24 protein-coding genes are annotated in these 24,708 nt (G+C 33.8%); 17 read left to right on the top strand and 7 right to left on the bottom strand.

Translation table 11 applies throughout. The annotated features are described in order from the left end of the window. A partial coding sequence (locus V7719_RS15630) for a T9SS type A sorting domain-containing protein (protein ID WP_335730877.1) occupies window positions 1-2,564 on the top strand: 2,564 nt, incomplete at its 5' end. Between the two features lie 65 nt (window positions 2,565-2,629). Here V7719_RS15630 and V7719_RS15625 read toward each other — a convergent pair. Next, a complete protein-coding gene (locus V7719_RS15625) occupies window positions 2,630-3,001 on the bottom strand; it encodes a hypothetical protein (protein WP_335730876.1) in 372 nt (123 codons plus the stop codon). An 11-nt stretch (window positions 3,002-3,012) separates the two neighbouring features. Further along, window positions 3,013-4,212 carry an alanine dehydrogenase gene (locus V7719_RS15620; protein ID WP_335730875.1) on the bottom strand — a complete coding sequence of 400 codons (1,200 nt, stop codon included), beginning with the start codon at window positions 4,210-4,212 and terminating at the stop codon, window positions 3,013-3,015. An 84-nt stretch (window positions 4,213-4,296) separates the two neighbouring features. On the opposite strand from V7719_RS15620, the gene V7719_RS15615 reads away from it, so the two are divergent. After that, a complete protein-coding gene (locus V7719_RS15615) occupies window positions 4,297-4,908 on the top strand; it encodes a hypothetical protein (RefSeq protein WP_335730874.1) in 612 nt (203 codons plus the stop codon). Between the two features lie 3 nt (window positions 4,909-4,911). Beyond that, window positions 4,912-5,517 carry a hypothetical protein gene (locus V7719_RS15610; RefSeq protein WP_335730873.1) on the top strand — a complete coding sequence of 202 codons (606 nt, stop codon included), beginning with the start codon at window positions 4,912-4,914 and terminating at the stop codon, window positions 5,515-5,517. Window positions 5,518-5,520: 3 nt separating this feature from the next. Here V7719_RS15610 and V7719_RS15605 read toward each other — a convergent pair whose 3' ends face one another. The 5 genes from V7719_RS15605 to V7719_RS15585 form a co-directional block, all read right to left on the bottom strand. After that, a complete protein-coding gene (locus V7719_RS15605; RefSeq protein WP_335730872.1) occupies window positions 5,521-5,880 on the bottom strand; it encodes a hypothetical protein in 360 nt (119 codons plus the stop codon). 170 nt (window positions 5,881-6,050) lie between these two features. Further along, window positions 6,051-6,560, bottom strand: coding sequence for a hypothetical protein (locus V7719_RS15600; RefSeq protein WP_335730871.1), 510 nt, complete (start codon window positions 6,558-6,560; stop codon window positions 6,051-6,053). Then, complete coding sequence (locus V7719_RS15595; protein ID WP_335730870.1) at window positions 6,544-6,687, bottom strand: hypothetical protein; 144 nt, start codon at window positions 6,685-6,687, stop codon at window positions 6,544-6,546. Before V7719_RS15595 ends, V7719_RS15600 begins: the two co-directional genes overlap by 17 nt. A 157-nt stretch (window positions 6,688-6,844) precedes the next feature. Next, entirely contained in the window at window positions 6,845-7,309 is a 465-nt protein-coding gene (gene tsaE / locus V7719_RS15590) for a tRNA (adenosine(37)-N6)-threonylcarbamoyltransferase complex ATPase subunit type 1 TsaE (protein ID WP_335730869.1), read from the bottom strand. Window positions 7,310-7,458: 149 nt separating this feature from the next. Continuing rightward, on the bottom strand, window positions 7,459-9,012 hold the full coding sequence (locus V7719_RS15585; protein WP_335730868.1) for a T9SS response regulator signal transducer PorX: 1,554 nt from the start codon (window positions 9,010-9,012) through the stop codon (window positions 7,459-7,461). Between the two features lie 36 nt (window positions 9,013-9,048). Here V7719_RS15585 and V7719_RS15580 point away from each other — a divergent pair, with 36 nt between their 5' ends. From V7719_RS15580 to V7719_RS15515, 14 genes are all read left to right on the top strand, one after another. Beyond that, window positions 9,049-10,272 carry an HD domain-containing protein gene (locus V7719_RS15580; protein ID WP_335730867.1) on the top strand — a complete coding sequence of 408 codons (1,224 nt, stop codon included), beginning with the start codon at window positions 9,049-9,051 and terminating at the stop codon, window positions 10,270-10,272. A gap of 170 nt (window positions 10,273-10,442) precedes the next feature. After that, window positions 10,443-11,471: a UDP-3-O-(3-hydroxymyristoyl)glucosamine N-acyltransferase gene (gene lpxD, locus V7719_RS15575; protein ID WP_335730866.1), complete on the top strand. Its 1,029-nt coding sequence runs from the start codon at window positions 10,443-10,445 to the stop codon at window positions 11,469-11,471. Beyond that, window positions 11,458-12,864, top strand: a complete 1,407-nt coding sequence (locus tag V7719_RS15570) for a bifunctional UDP-3-O-[3-hydroxymyristoyl] N-acetylglucosamine deacetylase/3-hydroxyacyl-ACP dehydratase (RefSeq protein WP_335730865.1) — start codon at window positions 11,458-11,460, stop codon at window positions 12,862-12,864. The genes lpxD and V7719_RS15570 overlap by 14 nt, the downstream gene beginning before the upstream one ends. A 92-nt stretch (window positions 12,865-12,956) precedes the next feature. After that, window positions 12,957-13,742, top strand: coding sequence for an acyl-ACP--UDP-N-acetylglucosamine O-acyltransferase (gene lpxA, locus V7719_RS15565; RefSeq protein WP_335730864.1), 786 nt, complete (start codon window positions 12,957-12,959; stop codon window positions 13,740-13,742). 23 nt (window positions 13,743-13,765) lie between these two features. Further along, window positions 13,766-14,329, top strand: a complete 564-nt coding sequence (gene efp, locus V7719_RS15560) for an elongation factor P (RefSeq protein ID WP_335730863.1) — start codon at window positions 13,766-13,768, stop codon at window positions 14,327-14,329. Between the two features lie 7 nt (window positions 14,330-14,336). Continuing rightward, complete coding sequence (locus tag V7719_RS15555) at window positions 14,337-15,272, top strand: UDP-3-O-(3-hydroxymyristoyl)glucosamine N-acyltransferase (RefSeq protein ID WP_335730862.1); 936 nt, start codon at window positions 14,337-14,339, stop codon at window positions 15,270-15,272. After that, the gene (locus V7719_RS15550) at window positions 15,273-15,677 is read left to right on the top strand and encodes a nuclear transport factor 2 family protein (RefSeq protein WP_335730861.1); all 405 of its coding nucleotides are present in this window, start codon (window positions 15,273-15,275) and stop codon (window positions 15,675-15,677) included. Window positions 15,678-15,792: 115 nt separating this feature from the next. Continuing rightward, window positions 15,793-16,665, top strand: coding sequence for a succinate--CoA ligase subunit alpha (sucD, locus tag V7719_RS15545; protein WP_335730860.1), 873 nt, complete (start codon window positions 15,793-15,795; stop codon window positions 16,663-16,665). Between the two features lie 115 nt (window positions 16,666-16,780). After that, window positions 16,781-19,750 (top strand): M16 family metallopeptidase, encoded by a 2,970-nt coding sequence (locus V7719_RS15540; RefSeq protein WP_335730859.1) that lies wholly within the window; start codon window positions 16,781-16,783, stop codon window positions 19,748-19,750. A gap of 117 nt (window positions 19,751-19,867) precedes the next feature. Continuing rightward, window positions 19,868-20,614 carry a 3-oxoacyl-[acyl-carrier-protein] reductase gene (gene fabG, locus V7719_RS15535; protein WP_335730858.1) on the top strand — a complete coding sequence of 249 codons (747 nt, stop codon included), beginning with the start codon at window positions 19,868-19,870 and terminating at the stop codon, window positions 20,612-20,614. A 12-nt stretch (window positions 20,615-20,626) separates the two neighbouring features. Further along, window positions 20,627-21,163 (top strand): hypothetical protein, encoded by a 537-nt coding sequence (locus tag V7719_RS15530; RefSeq protein WP_335730857.1) that lies wholly within the window; start codon window positions 20,627-20,629, stop codon window positions 21,161-21,163. Window positions 21,164-21,166: 3 nt separating this feature from the next. Continuing rightward, window positions 21,167-23,200 (top strand): VWA domain-containing protein, encoded by a 2,034-nt coding sequence (locus V7719_RS15525; protein WP_335730856.1) that lies wholly within the window; start codon window positions 21,167-21,169, stop codon window positions 23,198-23,200. Between the two features lie 11 nt (window positions 23,201-23,211). Further along, window positions 23,212-24,027 carry a prohibitin family protein gene (locus tag V7719_RS15520; RefSeq protein WP_335730855.1) on the top strand — a complete coding sequence of 272 codons (816 nt, stop codon included), beginning with the start codon at window positions 23,212-23,214 and terminating at the stop codon, window positions 24,025-24,027. 7 nt (window positions 24,028-24,034) lie between these two features. Next, a complete protein-coding gene (locus V7719_RS15515; protein WP_335730854.1) occupies window positions 24,035-24,577 on the top strand; it encodes a hypothetical protein in 543 nt (180 codons plus the stop codon). The last annotated feature ends 131 nt before the right edge of the window (window positions 24,578-24,708 follow it).

Genomic DNA, 24,708 nt, shown 5'->3' with positions numbered 1-24,708 from the left:
GGAGTACAGGCGCAACTTCAGCAAGTATTACTGTAAATCCGAATACAACTACAACATATACGGTGACCGCTTTTAATGTTTCCGAAACCGTTTCAGATGACGATTCTGTTATAGTGACTGTAAATGCATTGCCAACAACAGATGCTGGAAGTAATGTTACTATTACTACAGGGGAATCAACAACACTAATAGCTACTGGAGCAGATACCTATTTATGGAGTACAGGTGAATCAACGCCAAGCATTTCGGTATCACCAAATAGTACAACAACTTATACCGTTACTGGATTTTCCGGTGATTGTGAATCTTCTGATGAAGTAACTGTTTCCGTAGGAACAGAAACGATCACAGCAAACGCAGGAACAGATGTTTCAATTTGTAATGGCGGAAGTACAACATTAACAGCTTCAGGAGGAACAACCTATTTATGGAGTACAGGCGCAACTTCAGCAAGTATTACTGTAAATCCGAATACAACTACAACATATACGGTGACCGCTTTTAATGTTTCCGAAACCGTTTCAGATGACGATTCTGTTATAGTGACTGTAAATGCATTGCCAACAACAGATGCTGGAAGTAATGTTACTATTACTACAGGGGAATCAACAACACTAATAGCTACTGGAGCAGATACCTATTTATGGAGTACAGGTGAATCAACGCCAAGCATTTCGGTATCACCAAATAGTACAACAACTTATACCGTTACTGGATTTTCCGGTGATTGTGAATCTTCTGATGAAGTAACTGTTTCCGTAGGAACAGAAACGATCACAGCAAACGCAGGAACAGATGTTTCAATTTGTAATGGCGGAAGTACAACATTAACAGCTTCAGGAGGAACAACCTATTTATGGAGTACAGGCGCAACTTCAGCAAGTATTACTGTAAATCCGAATACAACTACAACATATACGGTGACCGCTTTTAATGTTTCCGAAACCGTTTCAGATGACGATTCTGTTATAGTGACTGTAAATGCATTGCCAACAACAGATGCTGGAAGTAATGTTACTATTACTACAGGGGAATCAACAACACTAATAGCTACTGGAGCAGATACCTATTTATGGAGTACAGGTGAATCAACGCCAAGCATTTCGGTATCACCAAATAGTACAACAACTTATACCGTTACTGGATTTTCCGGTGATTGTGAATCTTCTGATGATGTAACTGTTTCCGTAGGAACAGAAACGATCACAGCAAACGCAGGAACAGATGTTTCAATTTGTAATGGCGGAAGTACAACATTAACAGCTTCAGGAGGAACAACCTATTTATGGAGTACAGGCGCAACTTCAGCAAGTATTACTGTAAATCCGAATACAACTACAACATATACGGTGACCGCTTTTAATACATCACAAACAACTTCAGATAACGATTCTGTTATAGTGACTGTAAATGCAATGCCAACAACAGATGCTGGAAGTAATGTTACTATTACTGAAGGCGAATCGACAACACTAATGGCCACTGGAGCAGATACTTATTTATGGAGTACAGGTGAAACAACGCCAAGCATTTCGGTATCACCAAATAGTACAACAACTTATACCGTTACTGGATTTTCTAATGGATGTGAAGTCACTGATGAAGTCGTGGTAATTATAGAGGCCTTCGAATTTGAAGCAAGTGCTGGAGCGAATCAAGATATATGTCAAGGCTATGAAACCACACTTACGGCAAGTGAAGGTGATGCCTATTTATGGAGTACAGGAGAGACAACACAAAGTATTAATGTAAATCCGACAAATACCCAAACCTATACGGTTACTGTGTTTATGGATGGGTATCAAGACGATGCAGATGTTACTGTATCTGTGAATCCTAATCCGAACGTAGTAATTACAAATGGAAGTGAAGTTAATATTTTGGAAGGTGAATTTGTTACACTTTCTGCATCAGGAGGAAATACATACTTATGGAACAATGGTGCAACACAACCTAATATTGCTGTGAGTCCTTCGGTAACAACAAACTATGAAGTTACTGGTTACATAAATAACTGTGAAGATACTGCAGCATTTGTCGTAAATGTGCTAGAAGTCGTTCAGGCAAATGCAGGTGAAGATTTAATTATTTGTAATGAAGAAACGATTACATTAACGGCAAATGGAGGAGATGAATACCTATGGAGTACTGGTGACACCACACAAACTATTGATGTCTCTCCTAATGAGGATACAGAATATTCTGTATTGGTTTATAATGCTCTGAGTAGTGATGAGGATACTGTTATCGTTTTTGTGGAACAATGCAATGTAGTTGTGATTCCACCAGGAAACGAAAAAATTAATTTTACAGTATCTCAAAACCCAAATAGTGATATTTTAAAAATAAAAATCCGTGGTTTGCAGTCCGTTAATGCTAGAGGATTTATGATTTACAATTTATCTGGAAGAGTCTTATATACAGAACAATTTAACAAGGCAGAACTTGAAAACCAATCTCAAATAACCAAAATAACAGACACATCAAGTTTTGCGAGAGGCATATATATAGTGAGACTCATTTATGACGATACAAGTCTAACTAAGAAAATAGCGATTAGATAAAAACATTAATAGTTGTTTGAATTTAGTTATGAAACCATTGTTGGTGCGTGTCCAGCAATGGTTTTTTATTTGATTAATAACGACTGAATGGTCGCTATAGAATCACAATTTTTCACCCAAAGCTCCACGTCTTTATCGTTAAATTCATTTTCAATAAGATAGGTTTTACAAGAATCTGCTTTGGTATCACTTTCTGAAAAGTTAACGCTTCCCGTTTTTATCAAATTTGAAATAATAAGGGTATCAATATTATGATACGTCATTTGGTCTTCAGCAGTTTCAGAAAACATAAGTTTTTTAATACTAATATTCTTGATGGTTCTAGCATTTGGGCCATAATCACAAGAGGTCTTTTTTCCGCTTAAAAAAAAGGTTAGTAAAATGAGTCCTATTGAGAAACCTCCCAAATAGTAACCTATTCGATGAATTAATTTCATAAATGTATATTCTAGAAAATCAGTAGATTGACATCACTACAATCGAGATCAAACCAATCTGCAACGGATTTATTAGTTAAAATTCCGTGGTAAAAGTACAACCCATTTTTTAATCCACGATCAAAACGTATGGCATTTTCAATTCCGCCATCTTCACCAATCTTTAAAAGATAAGGTGTAAAGATATTACTAATTGATACAGAGGCAGATCGTGAATATCGAGCAGGAATGTTTGGAACACAATAATGCGTAATACCATTATGCTCAAAGGTAGGCTTATCGTGATTGGTAACTTCACTAGTTTCAAAACAGCCACCCATATCAATACTCACATCGATGATTACAGCTCCCGATTTCATGGTATTTACCATAGCTTCGGTCACAACAATTGGCGAACGGTTTTTTCCTCTAACTGCACCAATAGCAACATCGCAGCGTTTTAAAGCTTTGACCAAGTTTTTAGGTTGAATAGTTGAGGTATATAGAGTGCGACCAAGATTGGATTGCACACAACGTAATTTTGTAATAGAATTATCAAAAATTTTCACATTGGCACCGAGACCAATAGCTGAACGAGCTGCAAATTCTCCTACAGTTCCAGCGCCAATAATAACAACTTCGGTTGGAGGCACACCACTAATATTCCCAAACATGAGTCCGTTACCACCATTTATGTTTGATAGTAATTCGGAAGCAATTAGAATAGAAGCCGTACCCGCAATTTCACTTAATGATCTTACGGCAGGATAGGCGCCATCTTCATCTTTTATAAATTCGAACGCAAGTGCCGTAACCCGTTTAGAAGCTAGTGCTTCAAAATATTTCTTGTTTTGTGTTTTTAATTGTAGCGCAGAGATTAATAAGGTCTGCGGATTAATTAATTTTATTTCATCAATTGAAGGCGGTTCTACCTTAAGTAAAATAGGGCAGGAGAACACTTTTGCAGTATCCTTGGTGACTTCGGCTCCAGCTTCACTATAGGTTTTATCCCTAAAATTGGCACCTTCACCAGCACCAGATTCGATCATAACACGATGACCATTAGACACTAATGCAGACACGGCGTCTGGTGTGAGGCAGACCCGCTTTTCTTGGAAGTATGTTTCTTTTGGAATTCCAATAAAAAGATTGCCTTTCTTTTTATAGACTTCAAGCGTCTCTTCTTGGGGTAAAAGTTGGGCTTTAGTGAATGGAGATAATGATTTGCTCATTGCATATTTAATTGGTAATTCAAATTACAAATAAAAATTCATTATATCCAAAATTAGTTTTATATTCGTTAGAGATTATTTTCTATGACAAAATTAGGTTTAAGAAATATTAGAGTCAAAGATGTTTTTATTGTTCTCCTCATTTTAGGGGTGACTTTTGGGTATTATTTGGATTCGTATATTCCAGAAGGAGTTACCAAATTAGATTTGTATTTTTTTGAACTTGGGAGTTTTGGGTTTTTCGATATTGGAAATCTGATATATTATTCTAAGATGAAATTTTTAATTATTATCTTTTCTATTACTTGGTACTTAACTTGTAAGCACTGGTGGAAATCTGCGATTTTGGTAATAATCGCTATAGAAATTTTTAAATTTATCAATTCATTAAATGAAAATCAGAATGACATAGACGAAGTAGATTATTTAACAAGTTTGCCCATAACAATACCAATAATTATTTTACTAATTCTAGTGTCTAAAAAATTGAATTATTACAATTTGGTTGAAGAAATTGGTTTCGAAATCGATAATGAAATTGATTTTGTATTCTTTGAAATAAAATCTAAAAGAGAATCAGAACTTAAAATTTTGGAGCAAAAATTTATTCAAGCAAAATTATCTAAAGCCGATGGTAATAAAGATAAATATCTTGCTGATTTAATTAATATAAGGAATGAGTTTTACAAATTTTAGAAAATGAAATTATTGAATCGAATTACTAAAAATAATAAGACTAAAAAAGATGTTTTTTTAATGCTAGTCATAATTATTTTGCCTTTTGTATTTTATATATATAACCTTGCGCCAAGGACAGCTAAGTGGAAAACTACATGGTTTGAAATTGATTCAGGTTTTTATGATGATGTAAATATGTTTTTGTGGCTACTTTCTATTAAATTTTTTACTATTTTGATTTTATGTATATGGTTTATTACTTGTAGTTATAAATGGAGATACGTTCTTCTATTTCCTTTATTATTTGAAAGCTATAAAGTAATTGTTGGTTTTAAAATAGTTGATTTTGGACATTTTAATGATGTTCCGTATGTCAATAGTCTTTATTTGTTTGTTCCACTTGTAGTAATCTTATTTTTGATAGATAGAAAAACAGGCTATTATAAAAAGAAGGATTCAATCCAAGGTGCAATAAATACAGAAATAATCAAGTTGTCAAAATTTGATATGAAAATTCATAAAACTATAAAAAGTGAGTTATCCGAACTTAGCGAAAAAAAAGATTTAATAGACCAAAAAACATATTTGTTAAAGCTTATTGCTTTAAGAGAAAAAGTAAATTTCTGATTTCTATTTAATTTTTACCTCATCAATCTCCTTCAAAATTTCATCCAAAAGTGCTTTTTTCTCATCAGACCATTGTTGTTTTAGTCGGTTATTGATATAGGCTTCAATTTCGTGTTTCGCTCTCGTTTTTGGTTTAGGGGTGTCTTTTATAAACATGTCACCTTTACCTGTAATAAGCCACACCAAATTAATCTGAGGGTATTCTTTAACAATACGTTCTATCACATCACTTCCTACTGAAGCATTGTTTTTCTCCATGCGTAAAATATAGCCATTGGCTGTGCCAATAGAGATATCAAATTGTCTGGCACTCATGTTTAAAGCAGAGATCGACTGCATAATCCGATGTATAGTTTTACTCATTTTCTAATTAGGGTTATAGAGTGAATAATTGAAATAATGTTCTACAAATGTAATTTTTTTTGGACAAACTAAACCGAGTATAGACTATTTTCTAAGAAATGAGGAGACATAAAAAAACACAATCAAAAGAAATGATTGCGTTTATTATGTAATTTTATGGTATAATTTGCCTAAAAATACTGCTTAACCTTATCCCAAACACCTTTCGGTTTCATCATAAATTCATCTTCTAACTCTTGCATGGTTTTACCTGCATCATTGATTCTATTAAACATTTTCGCTCTTATCAAATAGATTGATGGAATAACTATAGCCATAATCGGTAACATATAAATTAACTGAAACTCATCAAACCTTTGACTTTCTGCAAAAAATGTTACAAATATTTGAAAAATATACATTGCTATGGGAACCAAGAGAGCATGATACCACCAATTTCTGTTAGTAAAGAACCATAATAGTAGTAAAAATAGAGGTATAAATTTACCTGTAAATACCCACATTGCATATTGGGCATCGTCCCATACATTACTATCATAAGTAAACAAAAAAGTGTCCCAAACCTTTTCGGCAGGAACACTCTCATGTAAAGAAAATAAAATCGGTGTAGATGCAATAAGGGTACCAATGATACTGCCTATAATTGCACTTCTACTAACTTTTTTATCCGTTCGGAACAAGCTTTCGCTTTTTCTTTTCGATTTCAGTTTTGATTTGTCCATCTAGATTTATTAAATCAGTTGCGTGAGCTGTGAACAACATTCCACCGAAAATAGCGATAGCTAATACGTATTTTTTAGTTTTCATAATATAAGGGATTAATTAATTAATTACTCAAATATAAGCAGTACTTACATTTTGAATAGTTAAATCGACTGTTAAAAACAGCGCTAATAATCATCCTACATTACGGTTTTTCCGTACTCTCTAACAATGACGTGGTGTTAGGTTGTCAATTTATTTACTAAATTTTGTGCTGCTCCATAGCGTTTTTCTGGGTTAATGTTGTGTTCTGGCTCAATTTGAGGGATCTTGAGGTCTTATCTTTATGAGTAATCTCAATAGAATTTACGTTTTCTGGTAACAAATTTTTAGCGTTTTCTGGCCACTCAATAAACACCCAATTCGAGGTGTATAAATAGTCTTCAAAACCAAAATTTAAGGCCTCTTCTTCATCCTTGATTCTGTACAAATCAAAATGATAAATAGAGGCATCTTTTACACCATATTCGTTAACAATTGAGAATGTTGGACTAGTGACGTCATCTGTACTTCCTAGTGACTTTGCCAATGATTTTATAAGTGTCGTTTTACCAACACCCATAGCACCATAAAACAAAATCGTTTTAGAGTTGACATGATCCAAAATCTGTTTTGCAACAGCATCGATATCATTAATTTGATATGTAATGTCCAATAACTTTGACATAATCTATTTTTATCAAAAGCGTAACTAGCCTAATTTATGGAACAATAATAAGCATAATTATTGAGAAAAACTAGAAAAAAGTGTATTTCACCGGATTTATTTGCAGTACATAGATTTATTAACAATCGTTTTACATTCAGGCAATTAGCCTATTTTGGGTTCATAACCACGAACGGAATGATCATTTCCTCCAACGATACACCACCATGTTGATAGGTATTTCTATAATAATTAACATAATGATTATAGTTGTTTGGATAGGCTAAGAAGTAATCACTTTTGGCAAAAATAAAGGAACTACTCATCGTTAAAGATGGTAATTGAATACGCTTTGGGTCCTTAGCGACCAATACTTCGCGTTCTTCGTAAGTAAGACTCCTTCCAGTTTTGTAGCGCAAATTTAAACTCGTATCACGATCTCCAATGACCTTAGATGGATTTTTAACATTTATGGTTCCGTGATCTGTAGTTAAAATTAACTTGAACCCTAAGTCTTGTGCTTGCTGAATCATTTCCAGCAAAGGCGAATTCTTAAACCAACTAACGGTTAATGAGCGATAGGCTTTATCATTTGATGCTAGTTCTTTAACCACTTGCATTTCCGTTTTAGAATGTGATAACATGTCCACAAAATTGTAAACAATCACAGATAAATCATTATTCTTTAAAGTCTTGAAATTTTCAACCAATTTCTTACCAGCTCTTAAATTCGTGATTTTATGATATTCGGTTTTTAGATGTTGTAAACCCAATCGTTTAAGTTGTCCGAGTAGAAACTCATATTCGTGCATATTTTTCCCGCCTTCATCTGTGTCATTTTTCCAAAGCTTAGGATGGAGTTTTTCCATGTCTGCAGGCATTAATCCTGAAAAAATAGCGTTTCTCGCATATTGTGTTGCTGTTGGAAGAATACTATAAAAAGGTACTTCAGACTCTTTTTTATAATAATTATTTACGATAGGTTCAAAGGCTTTCCATTGGTCATAACGTAAATTATCGATAACAATTAAAAGGGTAGGTTGGTCTTTGCTTAATTCTGGAACTACTTTTTCTTTAAATAAATTGTGCGATAAAGTAGGCGCATCTGCATTATGGTCAAACCACTCTGGATAGTTTTTATCGATAAATTTACCAAACTGAACATTTGCTTCATTCTTTTGGGATTCTAAAATTTCGGTCATACCAACATCTTCAATATCTTCAAGCTGCAATTCCCAATACACCAATTTTTGATATAAATCGCTCCATTCTTCGAAACTATTCACCATCGATAAGTCCATAGCTATCTTTCTAAATTCCTGCTGATAGTTGGATGTTGTTTTTTCTGAAATGAGCCTTGAGTGATCCAAGTTCTTTTTTAAACTCAATAAAATCTGGTGTGGGTTTACAGGTTTTATCAAATAATCGGCAATCTTATTACCAATAGCTTCTTCCATAATATATTCTTCTTCACTTTTGGTAATCATAACCACAGGAAGATTGGCGCGACGTTCTTTAATCTCATGTAAAGTTTCCAAACCAGTGAGGCCTGGCATATTTTCATCTAAAAACACGATGTCAAAGTTGGTATCATCAATAATTTCAATAGCTTCAGTTCCACTTTGGCAAGTGGTAACCTTATATTGTTTTTGTTCTAGAAAGATGATATGAGGTTTTAAAAGATCAATTTCGTCGTCAACCCAAAGAATATTTATAGTGTTCATGTATATTTGTTTAAAATTAATGTAAAAGTGCAACGTTTGAAGGCAAGCAACAAACTTAAAATCTTTAACGACCCAATTTACGGATTTATTACTATTCCGAACTCGCTTATTTTCGATTTAATCGAACATAAATACTTTCAGCGACTGCGTAGAATTTCACAAATGGGTTTATCATATCTCGTGTATCCTGGAGCGCACCATACTCGTTTCCATCACGCGATTGGTTGTATGCATCTCATGCAAAAAGCCGTCAATGTACTGCGTTTTAAAGACGTTACGGTTTCCGAAGACGAAGAAAAAGCATTATACATCGCCATCTTATTACATGATATTGGTCATGGTCCATTCTCACATGCTATGGAGCATAGTATCGTAAATGGGATTTCTCATGAAGAGATTTCAAGGCGATTTATGCAGAAACTCAATACTGAATTTAACGGAAGTTTAACGCTGGCCATCCAAATTTTTGAAGGAAACTATAATAGACCGTTTTTATGTGAGTTGATTTCGAGTCAGTTTGACATGGATAGAGCCGATTACCTCAAACGTGACAGTTTTTATACTGGAGTTGCCGAAGGCAATATAAATAGCGAACGCTTGATTACCATGTTGAATGTGGTCGACGATACTTTAGTGGTCGAAGAAAAAGGCATCTATAGTGTTGAGAAATTTTTAGTAGCACGACGTTTTATGTATTGGCAAGTATATCTTCATAAAACGGGTTTGGTTGCAGAACAATTATTAATGCGTGTTTTAAAACGCGCAAAGGAATTAAGCAATTCTGGTATTGATTTAAAAGCAAGTGATGCGCTTTCATATTTTCTTAAGAATGAAATTACTGCCAAAAACTTTGACGATCTTACCCTTGAAACCTTTTCACGTTTGGATGATACAGATGTTATGGCTGCCATGAAAGAATGGCAATACCATGATGACTTTGTTTTAAGTCATCTCTGTAAAATGATTATCAATAGAGATTTGCTAAAGATAAAACTGAAAAACAAGCCTATTAAATCATCAACTTTAGACAAGCATATTCAGCGGCTTATTGAAACGTATCATATTTCTGAGAAAGAAGCTAAATATTTTGTTTTTATTAATGAAATATCAAATCAGGCTTACCAATCAAAAATTCAGAAAATAAAAATTTTACAAAAATCAGGAAAAGTTGTCGATATTACTAAAGCATCAGATCAGTTTAGTATTAAAGCCTTATCAAAACCTGTAACTAAATATTATATCTGTTATCCAAAGGAATAGACAGCCCTTTTTGTGAATTAGAATTCTCCATTTCTAGACTAATGAAAATGGATATTTTAGAAGAATTTTAAAGAAAAAGTAAACCTTGAACTACAATTTGAATAGGGATTACATTAAACTACTCTGAAACAACTATAAATATATTCTACATTTTTCCTATTTTTGCGAGAATGAACTTTACAGCACAACAAATAGCTGGAATTTTAGAAGGTGATATCGTTGGAGATCCAGAGGTAGAAGTTTCTAAACTTTCAAAGATCGAAGAAGGAACAAAAGGCTCCTTGACTTTCCTAGCTAACCCTAAGTATAAGTCATATATTTATTCTACAAAAGCGTCGATCACTATTGTGAATAGAACCTTTGAGCCAGAAAACGATATTACTACCACACTTATTAAAGTCGATGATGCCTATAAATCATTTTCTAAACTTTTAGAATATTACAATCAGGTGAAATTAAACAAACATGGTATCGAACAGCCTTGTTTTATTTCTGAATCTGCAAAGGTTGATGAAGATATATATTTAGGCGCGTTTAGTTATATTGGAGACAATGTTACTATTGGGAAAAATGTTAAGATCTTTCCGAGCGCGTATATAGGCGACAATGTAACAATTGGAGACCATACTATAATTTTTTCTGGTGCTAAAATATATTCTGAAAGTGTTATAGGAAATAACTGTGTCATCAATTCTGGAGTGATTATTGGAGCAGACGGATTTGGTTTTGTACCAGACGAAAACGGCGAATACAATAAAGTTCCACAAACAGGAAACGTGATTATTGAAGATTATGTCGATATTGGTGCAGCTACTACAATTGATAGAGCTACATTGGGCTCAACAATTATAAGAAGAGGTGTGAAATTGGACAATCAAATACAGATTGCACACAATGTAGAGATTGGTAAAAACACAGTAATTGCAGCTCAGACTGGAATTGCAGGTTCTACCAAAATTGGTGAGAATTGTCAAATTGGCGGACAAGTTGGTATCGCTGGTCATATTACAATTGGTAATAATGTAAAAGTACAAGCCCAATCCGGAATTGGAAGACATGTAAAAGATAATGAGATACTGCAAGGGTCTCCATCGTTTGCTTATGGCGATTGGAGCAAATCGTATGTCTACTTTAAAAATTTACCTAAGATCGTCAAAACAATAAATGATTTAGAAAAGAAAGTAAATGGCAATAATTAAAACAGACGTAAAACAAAAGACAATAGAGGCGAGAATTTCTCTAACCGGAGTTGGACTTCATACAGGCAAAGATGTAACATTAACATTTTGTCCAGCAGCTGTAAATAGCGGTTTCGCATTTAAGCGTGTCGATTTAGAAGGAGAGCCGGTTATCGAAGCAGATGCAAACTATGTGACAAATACACAAAGAGGTACTTGTTTAGAAAAAAATGGTGTTACTATTCAAACATCTGAACATGTATTAGCTGCTTTAGTTGGATTAGATATTGACAACGCAATTATAGAACTCAATGCCTCAGAGCCTCCAATTATGGATGGGTCTTCCAAATTTTTTGTTGAAGCATTAGAAAAAGCGGGTATTACACAACAAGACGACTTTAGAGTAGAATATGTCGTGACTGATGTTGTATCATATTCTGATGAAGAATCAGGAAGTGAAATTATTGTCATGCCAGCTAAAGAATACCAAGTGACTACCATGGTTGATTTTGGCACCAAAGTTTTAGGTACCCAAAATGCAACGTTGAATCATATTTCAGATTTTAAAGCCGAAATTTCAGATTCAAGAACATTCAGTTTTTTACATGAGATTGAAATGTTGTTAGAACACGGACTTATAAAAGGAGGAGACCTTAATAACGCTATTGTTTATGTGGATAAGGAATTATCTCCAGAAACGATGGAAAAGTTAAGAGTTGCTTTTAATAAAGATTCAATTGCTGTGAAACCAAATGGTATTTTGGATAATCTAACACTGCATCATGCGAATGAAGCAGCAAGGCATAAGTTATTAGATGTTGTTGGTGATTTAGCTTTAGTTGGAACACGTATCAAAGGAAAAGTAATTGCGAATAAACCTGGTCATTATATCAATACACAGTTTGCAAAGAAGCTATCTAAAATTATCAAAAATGAACGTCGTAATAACGTTCCGCAAATCGATTTGAATCAAGAGCCTTTAATGGATGTGATGCAAATCATGGATATGTTGCCACATAGACAGCCCTTTTTATTACTCGACAAAGTTTTTGAGTTATCAGAATCTCATGTGATTGGTATGAAAAACGTGACCATGAATGAGGACTTTTTTAAAGGACATTTCCCTGGAGCACCTGTTATGCCTGGAGTTTTAATTGTTGAAGCTATGGCGCAAACAGGAGGTATATTAGTATTAAGTACGGTTCCTGATCCTGAAAATTACTTGACGTTCTTTATGAAAATTGACAAAGTAAAATTCAAGAAAAAAGTCGTTCCTGGTGATACACTTATTTTTAAATGTAATCTCATTACACCTATACGTCGTGGTATTTGCCACATGCAAGGATATGCCTATGCTAATGGCAAACTCTGCGCAGAAGCAGAATTAATGGCGCAAATATCAAAAGTAAAATAAAGAAATGAACTTAGCTTTGACCAAATAAAAATGAACTTATTTTGTTTTCTTAGCGAACACATTTCAACAAAGAAAGAAATAAAAACGAAGAAATGAACCAACCTTTAGCATACGTACATCCTGGAGCAAAAATCGCTAAGAATGTTGTCATAGAACCATTTACGACCATTTATAATAATGTGACTATTGGAGAAGGTACTTGGATTGGCAGTAATGTCACAATAATGGAAGGCGCACGTATTGGTAAAAATTGCAGTATTTTTCCAGGCTCTGTGATTTCTGGAGTGCCTCAAGATTTAAAATATAATGATGAAGATACACTTACAATAATAGGTGATAATGTCACTATAAGAGAGTGTGTTACGATTAATAGAGGGACCACAGATAAAATGAAAACAGTTATTGGAAATAACTGTCTAATTATGGCCTATTGCCATATTGCTCACGATTGCATCGTTGGTAACAATTGTATCTTTTCTAATAATAGTACACTTGCGGGACACATTAATATTGGAGACTATGTGGTTTTAGCTGGCATGACTGCTGTGCACCAATTTTGTTCTATCGGAAATCATGCTTTCGTGACTGGTGGATCACTAGTAAGAAAAGATGTGCCTCCGTTTGTGAAAGCTGCTCGTGAACCTTTATCTTATGTTGGTATTAACTCTGTAGGGTTGCGTCGACGTGGATTTTCAACAGATAAGATTAGAGAAATTCAAGATATATACAGAATGTTATATCAAAAGAATTATAATAATACCCAAGCTTCCGATTTGATAGAAGCCGAAATGGAAGCTACTCCAGAGCGTGATGAGATTCTTCAGTTTATTAAGAACTCACATCGTGGAATTATGAAAGGGTATTTTAAATCAAATTAATATTAAAATTATAACTAGATAATATGGCAAGTACATCAGATATCAGAAATGGATTATGTATCAGATATAATCACGATATATTCAAAATCATAGAGTTTTTACACGTCAAACCAGGTAAAGGACCAGCTTTTGTTAGAACAAAAATGAAAAGTGTAACCTCTGGAAAGGTTTTGGATAATACATTTTCTGCTGGACATAAAATTGAAGATGTACGTGTTGAAACACACAAGTTCCAATACTTATATAGTGATGGTGATTTTTATCATTTTATGAACGAAGCCGATTACACACAAATTCGTCTATTAGAAGCTGCTTTAGATCGACCAGAATTAATGAAAGAAGGCCAAGTAGTTACTGTATTAATCAATACTGAAGATAATTTGCCGCTTTCTGTAGATTTGCCAGCTAGTGTTATTCTAGAAGTCACTTCTACTGAACCGGGAGTAAAAGGAAATACTGCAACTAATGCAACAAAGCCTGCAATTGTTGAAACTGGGGCATCAGTTAATGTTCCTTTATTCATAAATGAAGGCGACAAGATTAAAATCGAAACAGAAAAAGGAACTTACAAGGAACGTATTAAGTAATAAATACATGAAGTTTCCTAAAGAACACAAACTTAAAGAGATAGCAAATCTCATTTCTACAGAATATGTAGGAGCCGATGATTTCCCAGTTTTGGGTATGAATGAAATTCATGTTGTAGAACCTGGAGATATTGTTTTTGTTGATCACCCTAAATATTATGATAAAGCATTAGAGTCGGCTGCAACAGTTGTACTTATAAACAAAAAAGTAGATTGTCCTGAAGGGAAAGCACTTTTAATTAGTGATGATCCATTTAGAGATTTTAATAGACTAACTCTTCATTTTAAGCCGTTTCAATCGGCTAATGTTTCAATTTCACCTTCAGCAAAAATTGGAATAAACACTGTAATTCAACCTAATTGCTTTATAGGACATAATGTAACTATTGGCAATAACTGTGTAATTCATTCTAATGTAAGTATTTATGATGATACAGTTATAGGTGATAACGTCATCATTCACGCTGGAGCAATTTTAGGAGCAAGTGCTTTCTACTATAAAAATCGCCCTGAAGGTTTTGATCAATTGCGTTCTGGTGGTCGTGTAGTTATAGAAGATAACGTAGATATTGGAGCTTTGTGTACTATTGATAAAGGGGTCACAGCAGATACTATTATTGGCGAAGGTTCTAAACTCGATAATCAAATTCAAGTTGGCCATGATACCGTTATTGGTAAAAAATGTTTAATCGCATCTCAAGTTGGAATTGCTGGTTGTGTTGTTATCGAAGATGAAGTCACTATTTGGGGACAAGTTGGTATTACCAGCGGAATTACCATCGGAAAAAAAGCAGTTATTTCGGCAAAATCCGGAGTTAGTAAATCATTAGAAGGACACAAAAGCTATTTTGGAGTTCCAGCTGATGATTTCAGAAGTAAATACAAAGAAATTGCAGCTATTAGAAAGATACCTGAAATACTTGAAAAATTAAAAAACTTATAAATGTCAGCAAAAGAAGTTGTTAAAGCATTCTACGAACTAGATTTAGCAAAAGCTAATAACGCACTTGATTTTATTCATCCAGATTGCAAGTTGCTCTGGAATAGTAGCAATGGCTACACAAGTTTAGATTATGATGGCATAAAAACCATGATAGATGATTTAAAGAAATCATATCACTCTTTTAGCTACAGAATTAGTCATTTGCTTGAAGACCAAAACACTGTAACAACGAGATATACGGTTTATGTCACACCAATCGAACGACCAGAAAAGGAAGATGCGCTAGCGCATTTTATCTCTATTTGGGAGGTTAAAGATGGTAAGCTTTACAGATGTCATGAAATAAGTCAGCTGGCAGATGATAGTTCAGAAAGTTTAAATTCTTATTCTGAAATTAAAGTTTAAAAAGATTTAAAAATTCTATTCAAAAACTTATTTTTGTCATCGGAAATTTTAAGCATATCATATTTTTTCCGAAGATTAAATAATTCAAATTAAAATCATATAAAACAAACACAAAATGAGCGTTTTAGTAAATAAAGATTCAAAGATAATTGTTCAAGGTTTTACAGGAAGTGAAGGAACATTTCATGCTGAACAAATGATTGAATACGGAACAAATGTTGTTGGTGGAGTAACGCCTGGCAAAGGAGGTCAAACTCACTTAGATAGGCCTGTTTTTAATACTGTAGAACAAGCAGTTAAGGAAGTTGGAGCAGATACAACTATCATATTTGTGCCACCAGCTTTCGCTGCAGATGCCATAATGGAAGCTGCCGACGCTGGTATAAAGATTATCATCACGATTACTGAAGGGATCCCTGTTGCTGATATGATAAAAGCTTCAGATTACATCAAAGGAAAAGATTGTAGACTTATTGGACCTAACTGTCCTGGAGTCATTACACCTGGAGAAGCTAAAGTAGGTATCATGCCTGGATTTGTTTTCAAAAAAGGAAAAGTAGGTATTGTTTCTAAATCTGGAACTTTAACTTATGAAGCCGCAGACCAAGTTGTAAAACAAGGTTTAGGAATTACTACGGCTATCGGAATTGGTGGTGATCCAATTATTGGAACAACAACTAAAGAAGCTGTTGAATTATTAATCAACGATCCAGAGACAGAAGCTGTTGTTATGATTGGTGAAATTGGTGGTCAGTTAGAGGCTGATGCTGCTTATTGGTACAAAGCTAGTGGAAGTAAAAAACCAGTTGTAGGATTTATTGCTGGGGAAACTGCACCAGCTGGTCGTACAATGGGTCATGCAGGTGCTATTGTTGGAGGAAGTGATGATACTGCGCAAGCCAAAAAGAAAATTATGAGAGCTTGTGGAATTCATGTTGTTGAGTCTCCAGCTGAGATTGGAAAGAAAGTGGCAGAAGTGTTAAATTAGGACTATACTTCTTGTTAAAATAAATATAAAACGTATGCGTTATAATTCCGTTGACAGTAACTTGTCAACGGAATTTTTTTTTAACTCAACTCAACAAATAATCAAACTTAATCACATGAGAAACATCAAACTACTTGTTGCACTTTTCGTAATTGCATTAGCTTACAATTGCAAAACTGATAACAAAACCGATTTAGCCTATGCTGCTGAATCAAATACAGATGCCAACGGGTTCTCTTACGAATCTGTTGAAAACGACCCAACAGGTTTGCGTTTGTACACCTTAGATAACGGACTCAAAGTTTATTTAAGTAAAAATGTTGAAGAGCCTAAAATTCAAACTTATATTGCGGTACGAGCTGGATCAAACTACGATCCAAAAGAATCTACTGGTTTAGCACATTATCTTGAACATATGGTGTTTAAGGGAACCGATCAAATTGGAACCGCAGATTGGGAAAAAGAAAAAATATATTTAGATCAGATTTCTGATTTGTACGAGCAACACAGGGCAGAAGCAGATCCTGAAAAGAAAAAAGAGCTGTACAAAAAAATTGATGAAGTTTCTCTAGAAGCTTCCAATTCTAGTATTGCAAATGAATATGATAAAATGATGGCGTCTTTAGGGGCTACTGGGACTAATGCTTATACTTGGTTTGAGCAAACAGTCTATACTAACAAAATACCCGCAAATGAATTGGATAAATGGTTGCATTTAGAAAGTGAGCGTTTTAATCAGTTGGTATTGCGTTTATTCCATACAGAATTAGAAGCTGTTTTTGAAGAATTCAATAGAGGTCAAGATAGTGATGGTCGTAAGCGTTATGCTGCGATGTTAGATGGATTATTTCCAAATCATCCATATGGACAACAAACAACCATTGGTATAGCAGATCATTTGAAAAACCCTTCAATGATAGATATTCATAATTACTTCGATAAGTATTATGTACCTAATAATATGGCTGTAGTATTGGTTGGTGATTTAAATTATGACCAAACCATTAAATCCATTAATGATACGTTCGGGAAATTTGAAAAGAAAGAAGTTGTTCACCCAACATTACCTAGAGAAGACCCAATTACTGCTCCTGTTGTAAATGAAGTGTTTGGCCCAACAGCCGAAAGTATTTCTATTGCATTTAGAACTGATGCTATAGGCTCTGAGCAAGAGATGCTAGTAACTATGGCTGATATGATTTTGGCTAATGGAAATGCAGGTCTAATAGATTTAAATCTAAATCAAAAACAACTTGTCCAATATGCTGGTTGCAGTCCGACATTCCTTAAAGAATATGGATATCACACATTCTCTGGAGGGCCAAAAGAAGGTCAATCACTAGACGAAGTTAAGTTGTTAATATTAGCTCAAGTTGAAAAATTAAAGAATGGTGAGTTTGATGAATGGATGCTAGAAGCAGTAATTAACGATTTAAAGTTAAGCCAAACACAGCAATATGAAAATAATACAGCATTGGCAGACACATATGTTAATGCATTTATTAAAGATATAGATTGGAAGGGAAGAGTTCAGTTTTTAGATGATTTAAAAAAGATTACTAAACAAGAGTTAGTAGATTTTGCAAATTCATTCTATAAAGACAACTATGTCGTTACTTATAAACGACAAGGTGAGGACGCATCTATCGTTAAAGTTGAAAATCCTGGAATCACACCTGTCAACGTGAATAGAGATTTGAGTTCACCGTTTTTAGTGGATTTTAATAAAATGGAATCTAAACCGTTACAACCAAAGTTCATTGATTATAAAAAGGAAATCAAAGAAGTTAACACAGATAATGGGATCAAAGTCGCTTATATAAACAATGAGAATAATGATTTATTTGATATGAATATCATTTTTGATATGGGAAGTGATAATGATAAAAAATTAGGTCTTGCTGCCGGATATATGGAGTATTTAGGTACTGATAAATATTCTGCGGAAGAATTGAAAAAAGAATTCTATAAGCTAGGCGTGAATTACTACGTGAGCGCAGGAGCAGAGACAACCTACGTAGGATTAAGTGGTTTAAAAGAAAATCTACCAAAAGGTTTAGAACTTTTAGAACACCTTTGGGACAACGCTGTGCCAGATCAAGATGCTTATAATAAGTATGTAGAGTCGATTACAAAGGGTAGAGTCGATGGTAAATCACAAAAAGGAAACATTCTTTGGAATGGTTTAATGAATTATGGAAAGTATGGTGATAACTCGCGTTTGAGAAATATCTTCCAAGCGAATGAGCTTAAAGATATGGATCCGAGCAATTTGGTAGATATCATAAAAGGAATGAAAAATTTCGAGCAACGTATTTTTTACTACGGAAAAGATATTGATGCAGCAGTAACAGCATTAAATACGAGTCATAAGGTTTCCGAAGACTTAAAAACGTATCCAGAAGCAATGGCTTATCTGGAAAAAGAAACTGGCGGAAATGTATATTTCGTTGATTTTGATATGGTTCAATCTGAAATGCTATTCTTAGCAAAAGGTGATCCTTTCAAAGCCGAAAACATGGCAGCATCAACACTATTTAACACCTACTTTGGTAGCGGATTATCATCTATTGTATTTCAAGAAATTAGAGAATCAAAATCATTAGCATACTCTGCGTTTTCTAGTTATAGTACAGCAAGCAAAAAAGATGATTCTAACTATGTCATGGCCTATATGGGAACACAAGCCAATAAAATGCCACAAGCGGTTGATGCAATGATGGAATTAATGACCAATATGCCTGAAGCTGAAGAACAATTCAAAGCAGCAAAAAAAGCGACATTAAAGAAACTTGCAGCACAGCGTATTACCAAGTCTAGTGTATTCTGGAATTACGAACGTCTTAAAAAACTGGGTATCGATAATGATAACAGAGAAGAACTATACAATACCATAAAAGACATGACTATGAGTGATTTACGTGAATTTTTTAATGATAATATCAAAGGAGAAAACTATAATATTATGGTTATCGGTAACAAAAAGGATATTGATTTTAAAGCATTAAATAAATTAGGTAAAGTTCAAGAGATGGATGTCGATTATCTATTTAACTATGAGCAACCTGAAGAATTAAAGATGTAAGGAATAAATTTTCATTCCTTAAATACTGTTAAAAACCTCACAAGAATTTGTGAGGTTTTTATATGTTGTGCAACTTGGAATTGCTATATTTGAATACCAACTATTAAATAGTATAGAATGAAATTATTGGAAGGAAAAACAGCAATTATCACTGGTGCAAGCCGTGGTATCGGCAAAGGTATTGCAGAGGTTTTTGCAAGGCATGGAGCTAATATTGCTTTTACATATAGCTCTTCGGTAGAAGCAGCAAATGAATTAGAAAAAGAATTAAATACCCAAGGTATTAAAGCTAAAGGCTATCAAAGTAATGCTGCGAGTTTTGACGATGCTCAAAAACTTGCTGAAGACGTTTTAGAAGAATTTGGTAGCATCGATATTTTAGTCAACAATGCAGGAATTACAAAAGATAATCTCCTCATGAGAATGAGAGAAGAAGATTTTGATAGCGTTATTGAAGTCAACCTTAAGTCGGTATTCAATATGACTAAAGCGGTTCAACGTACTATGCTGAAACAACGTAAAGGCTCTATCATTAATATGAGTTCTGTTGTTGGTGTTAAAGGTAACGCAGGACAAACCAATTATGCCGCATCAAAAGCCGGTATTATCGGATTCTCTAAATCTGTGGCCTTAGAATTAGGATCAAGGAATATTAGAAGTAATGTGATCGCTCCTGGTTTTATTGAAACAGAAATGACTGCAAAATTAGACGAAGAAACTGTTAAAGGTTGGCGTAACGCTATTCCTTTAAAACGTGGAGGAAGCCCAGAAGATATTGCAAATGCTTGCGTATTCTTAGCTAGTGATATGAGTGCATATGTTACGGGACAAACGTTGAATGTTGATGGTGGAATGTTAACTTAAAAAAGTAATAAAATGAGAAAAATAGCTTTGACCATAATATGCGTTTTTTCTGTGCTCACAATTGCTAATGCGCAAGAATGGGCAAAATATAAATCTACCGAACTAGCTTTTGTTGCTGATTTCCCAGCTATACCAACTAGTAAATTACAGAAAGTTCAAACGGATGCAGGAGAAATTGATATGAACATGAGAATGTGTACGCCTGTTCTAGATGATGACAACCTAATATATAGTGTTATTAGATCTGATTATCCAGAAGATAATTTTATTGATGCAACAGATGAGTTTAATAATAGTGTATTGGATGGTTCTGTAAAAGGTGCGGTTAATAACGTTCAAGGGACTCTTGTTTTTGATAAAAATCTATCCTTTAACGGTTATCCATCAAGACAAATTAAAATTGATATTACTGGTGGATTTATATACATTAATGTTTATTTGATCGTTAACACAATGTATATCACTCAAGTTATTTGCGAAAAGGATAAAGACAATAATACGGACATCAAAAAATTTCAAGATTCTTTTGAGATTATAAAAGTTAAATAAATATTGTCAACAGCTTCAATAGTTTATATTATTATATCTGGAGTCATAGCGCTATCACTAGCGCTTTTTCAGTATGCTTATAAATCAAAACTTAAAGGCAAACGCTCTTGGTTCTTAACGACTTTGCGTTTTGTGACCTATTTTTCTGTTTTTCTATTATTAATAAACCCGAAGTTTGACAAGGTCACGTATTATAATGAAAAACCAAATCTTGTTGTAGCAGTTGATAATTCAGAATCTATTGGTTATCTCAATCAGTCGCAAAACACTTTAGATTTCATCGATTCATTGAAGGCAAATGAAGCCCTTACCGATAATTTTAATTTAGAGTTTTATAGCTTCGGAAAAGAAATAAATCCGTCAGATTCGTTATCATTCAATGAAAAGCAATCTAACCTTGCTTTAGTTTTTGAACGCTTATCTGAAGTCTATAATAATTCCATTTCACCAACTTTGCTCATTTCCGATGGAAATCAAACTTACGGAAATGACTATGCTTACATGACCAAACGCTATAAGCAATCGATTTTTCCAATAATTTTAGGCGATACTACAACCTATACAGATGTAAAGATTCAGCAGTTAAATGTCAATCGTTATGCGTACTTAAAAAATAAGTTCCCTATTGAAGTTATTGCAACTTATAATGGGAATTCTACTGTAAATACACAATTGAGAATTTCAGCAGGAAATTCTACGGTATTTTCAAAGCCAATTACATTTAGCAAAACACAAACCTCTCAAATAGTCAACCTAACATTGCCTGCAAATAGAGTAGGTGTGACGAGTTATAAAGCGCAAGTGGTTCCGCTGGAAAACGAAAAAAACACCATCAACAATGTTAAGAATTTTGCAGTTGAAGTGATTGACCAAAAGACTAATGTGGCGATTGTTTCAGATATATTACATCCAGATTTAGGAGCACTCAAAAAGTCTATTGAAAGCAACGAGCAACGCAATGCCGAAATTTTATCAACACTAGAGTTTATAAATAAATCCAATGATTTTCAATTGGTTATTGTGTATCAACCAACGAATAACTTTAGGATGTTATTTGATGAAATCGACAGATTAAAATTAAATAAAATTGTTATTGCTGGAACAAAGACCAATTGGTCTTTACTCAACAAGTTGCAAAGCATTTACAAGCAGGAACAAACCAATCAAACAGAAGAATATCAACCGACATTAAATCAAAACTATTCGACCTTTATAGTTGATAATTTAAATTTCGGCGAATTTCCACCATTACAAGGAGAGTTTGGAGAAACTTCTTTCACAGTACCTTTTGAAACGATTCTTTATAAAACTGTGAATGGAACTGAAATTGATGAACCACTACTTGCTACTTTTGAAATCAATGAGAAACGCGGAGCTTTAATTCTAGGTGAAGGTATTTGGAGATGGAGAGCTCAGGCTTATATCAATGAAAACTCCTTTAATACATTCGATAATTTTATAGGTAAACTGGTTCAGTATCTAAGTACTAATAAGCGTCGGACCCGATTAAATGTGAACTACGAATCGTTTTACAACGGAAATGATAATGTCAGAATCACTGCTCAGTTTTTTAATAAGAATTATGAATTTGAAAACAACGCTAATTTAAATATCACACTTAAAAATAAAGATACAGATGAAACTAAGTCCTTTCCATTTGTATTAAAAAACACGAACTACGAAGTGGATTTAGGCGGTTTAGAAGCCGGGAATTATACCTTTACAGTCAAAGTCAATACTGAGAATATCTCAAAATCTGGAGAACTCAAAATATTAGATTATAACGTTGAGAAACAATTCTTAAATGCCAATGTAACAAAACTTCAAAGCTTAGCGACTAATAGTGAAGGGAAGGCTTATTTTATTGATAATACATCATCGGTAATAAATGATTTATTAAATGATTCTAGGTTTGCAACAATCCAAAAAAGCACCAAAAAAGTCGTACCTTTGATCGATTGGAAATATCTTCTCGCACTCATTGCATTAAGTCTCGCAGCTGAGTGGTTCATAAGAAAATATAACGGACTAATTTAAAAACTAAAACTATGGAAAAATTACCAAAAGGCGGTATTATAATGATTGTCATTATAATCGCAGCATTAATTATATTATTCAAATCTGCAGTAACTATCGATTCTGGTCATGCTGGAGTAGTTCACGAAACGCTTGGTGAAGGTGTAGATCCTACGGCGGAGGCATTAGGGCCTGGATTTCATATTATAGCACCTTGGAATCGTGTTATAGATTATGAAACGCGTCAACAAGAAATGCCTGAAAAAATGTCTGTTTTGTCATCTAATGGATTAGACATAAAATTGGATGCTTCGGTATTATATGAGCCTGATTTTAAAAACTTAGGTAAATTACACAATCAAAAAGGAGTTGAATATAAGAATAGAGTTTTGCAACCAGCTATTCGAAGTGCAGCAAGAAGCGTTGTTGGTCGTTATACTCCTGAACAATTATATTCTAGTAAGAGAGATGCCATTCAGGATGAAATTCGTGAGGAAACAAAAAAGATTGTAGAACCTCAATTCATTCAGATTAATGATATCTTAATTAGAGATATAACCTTGCCTCCAACCATTAAACAAGCAATTGAGCGTAAATTAAAGCAAGAACAAGAATCTTTGGAGTATGAATTTAAATTAATCACTGCTGCAAAAGAAGCTGAAAAAGTAATTATTGAAGCGGAAGGAAAAGCAGAATCTAACAGAATATTAAGCGCCTCTTTAACGGATAAGATTTTACAAGATAAAGGGATAGATGCAACTTTAAAACTTGCTGAGTCACCAAATAGTAAAGTGATCGTTATTGGCTCAGGAGATTCTGGATTACCGATTATTTTGGGTAATCAATAAGGATTAGGTGAAAGGCATTATCTTTCTTTTATTTTGTAGTTTAAATCTTTTCGGTCAGGATATAGATAAACTTCATAATCTCGATTTTGTTGAATCCTATTACGATAGTGAAACGGATAAGCCATTATATATCTATGATCGTGTTAATGGGGAAATTGTTGGTACACTAAAGAATAGTGATGCCATAAGTTCCTGGTATAAGATTGCTATCATTGAGAGTGAGTATGGCTGGTTTAAAATCAAAAATATTCAGAGATTACCTAATGCTTACAAAAATTATGATTATGAAAACCATTGGGTGAAAGCTTCTGAGTTTTTAATTAATGTAGATACTTATGATGAAAATCATAGAGTTTACCTTTATGATGAACCAACAAAGACATCCAATAAAATTCATAAAATAGATAATTTTCAACAAGTGAATGTTATAGAAACTAATGACTTATGGGCAAAGATTAGTTTCATGGTAGGTAAAAAAAAGGTAATTGGTTGGTTGAGTTTTAAAGACCAATGTGCTTATCCTTGGACAACTTGTTTCAAAAATGAGTAATTCACAATTAAGAAGAAAAATATTAGTAATATCATAAATCGTAATTCAAGATTTGGAATTATGGATTTTAATTTGCAATCTTTGTACTTCAATAACAACTATGACATTTATTCAATTACATCATCATCATT

The sequence above is a fragment of the Psychroserpens sp. genome (assembly GCF_036960315.1).
GTDB lineage: Bacteria > Bacteroidota > Bacteroidia > Flavobacteriales > Flavobacteriaceae > Psychroserpens.
The sequence above is the reverse complement of the archived record's forward strand: the minus strand, read 5'-3'. Positions and strand labels throughout refer to the sequence as shown.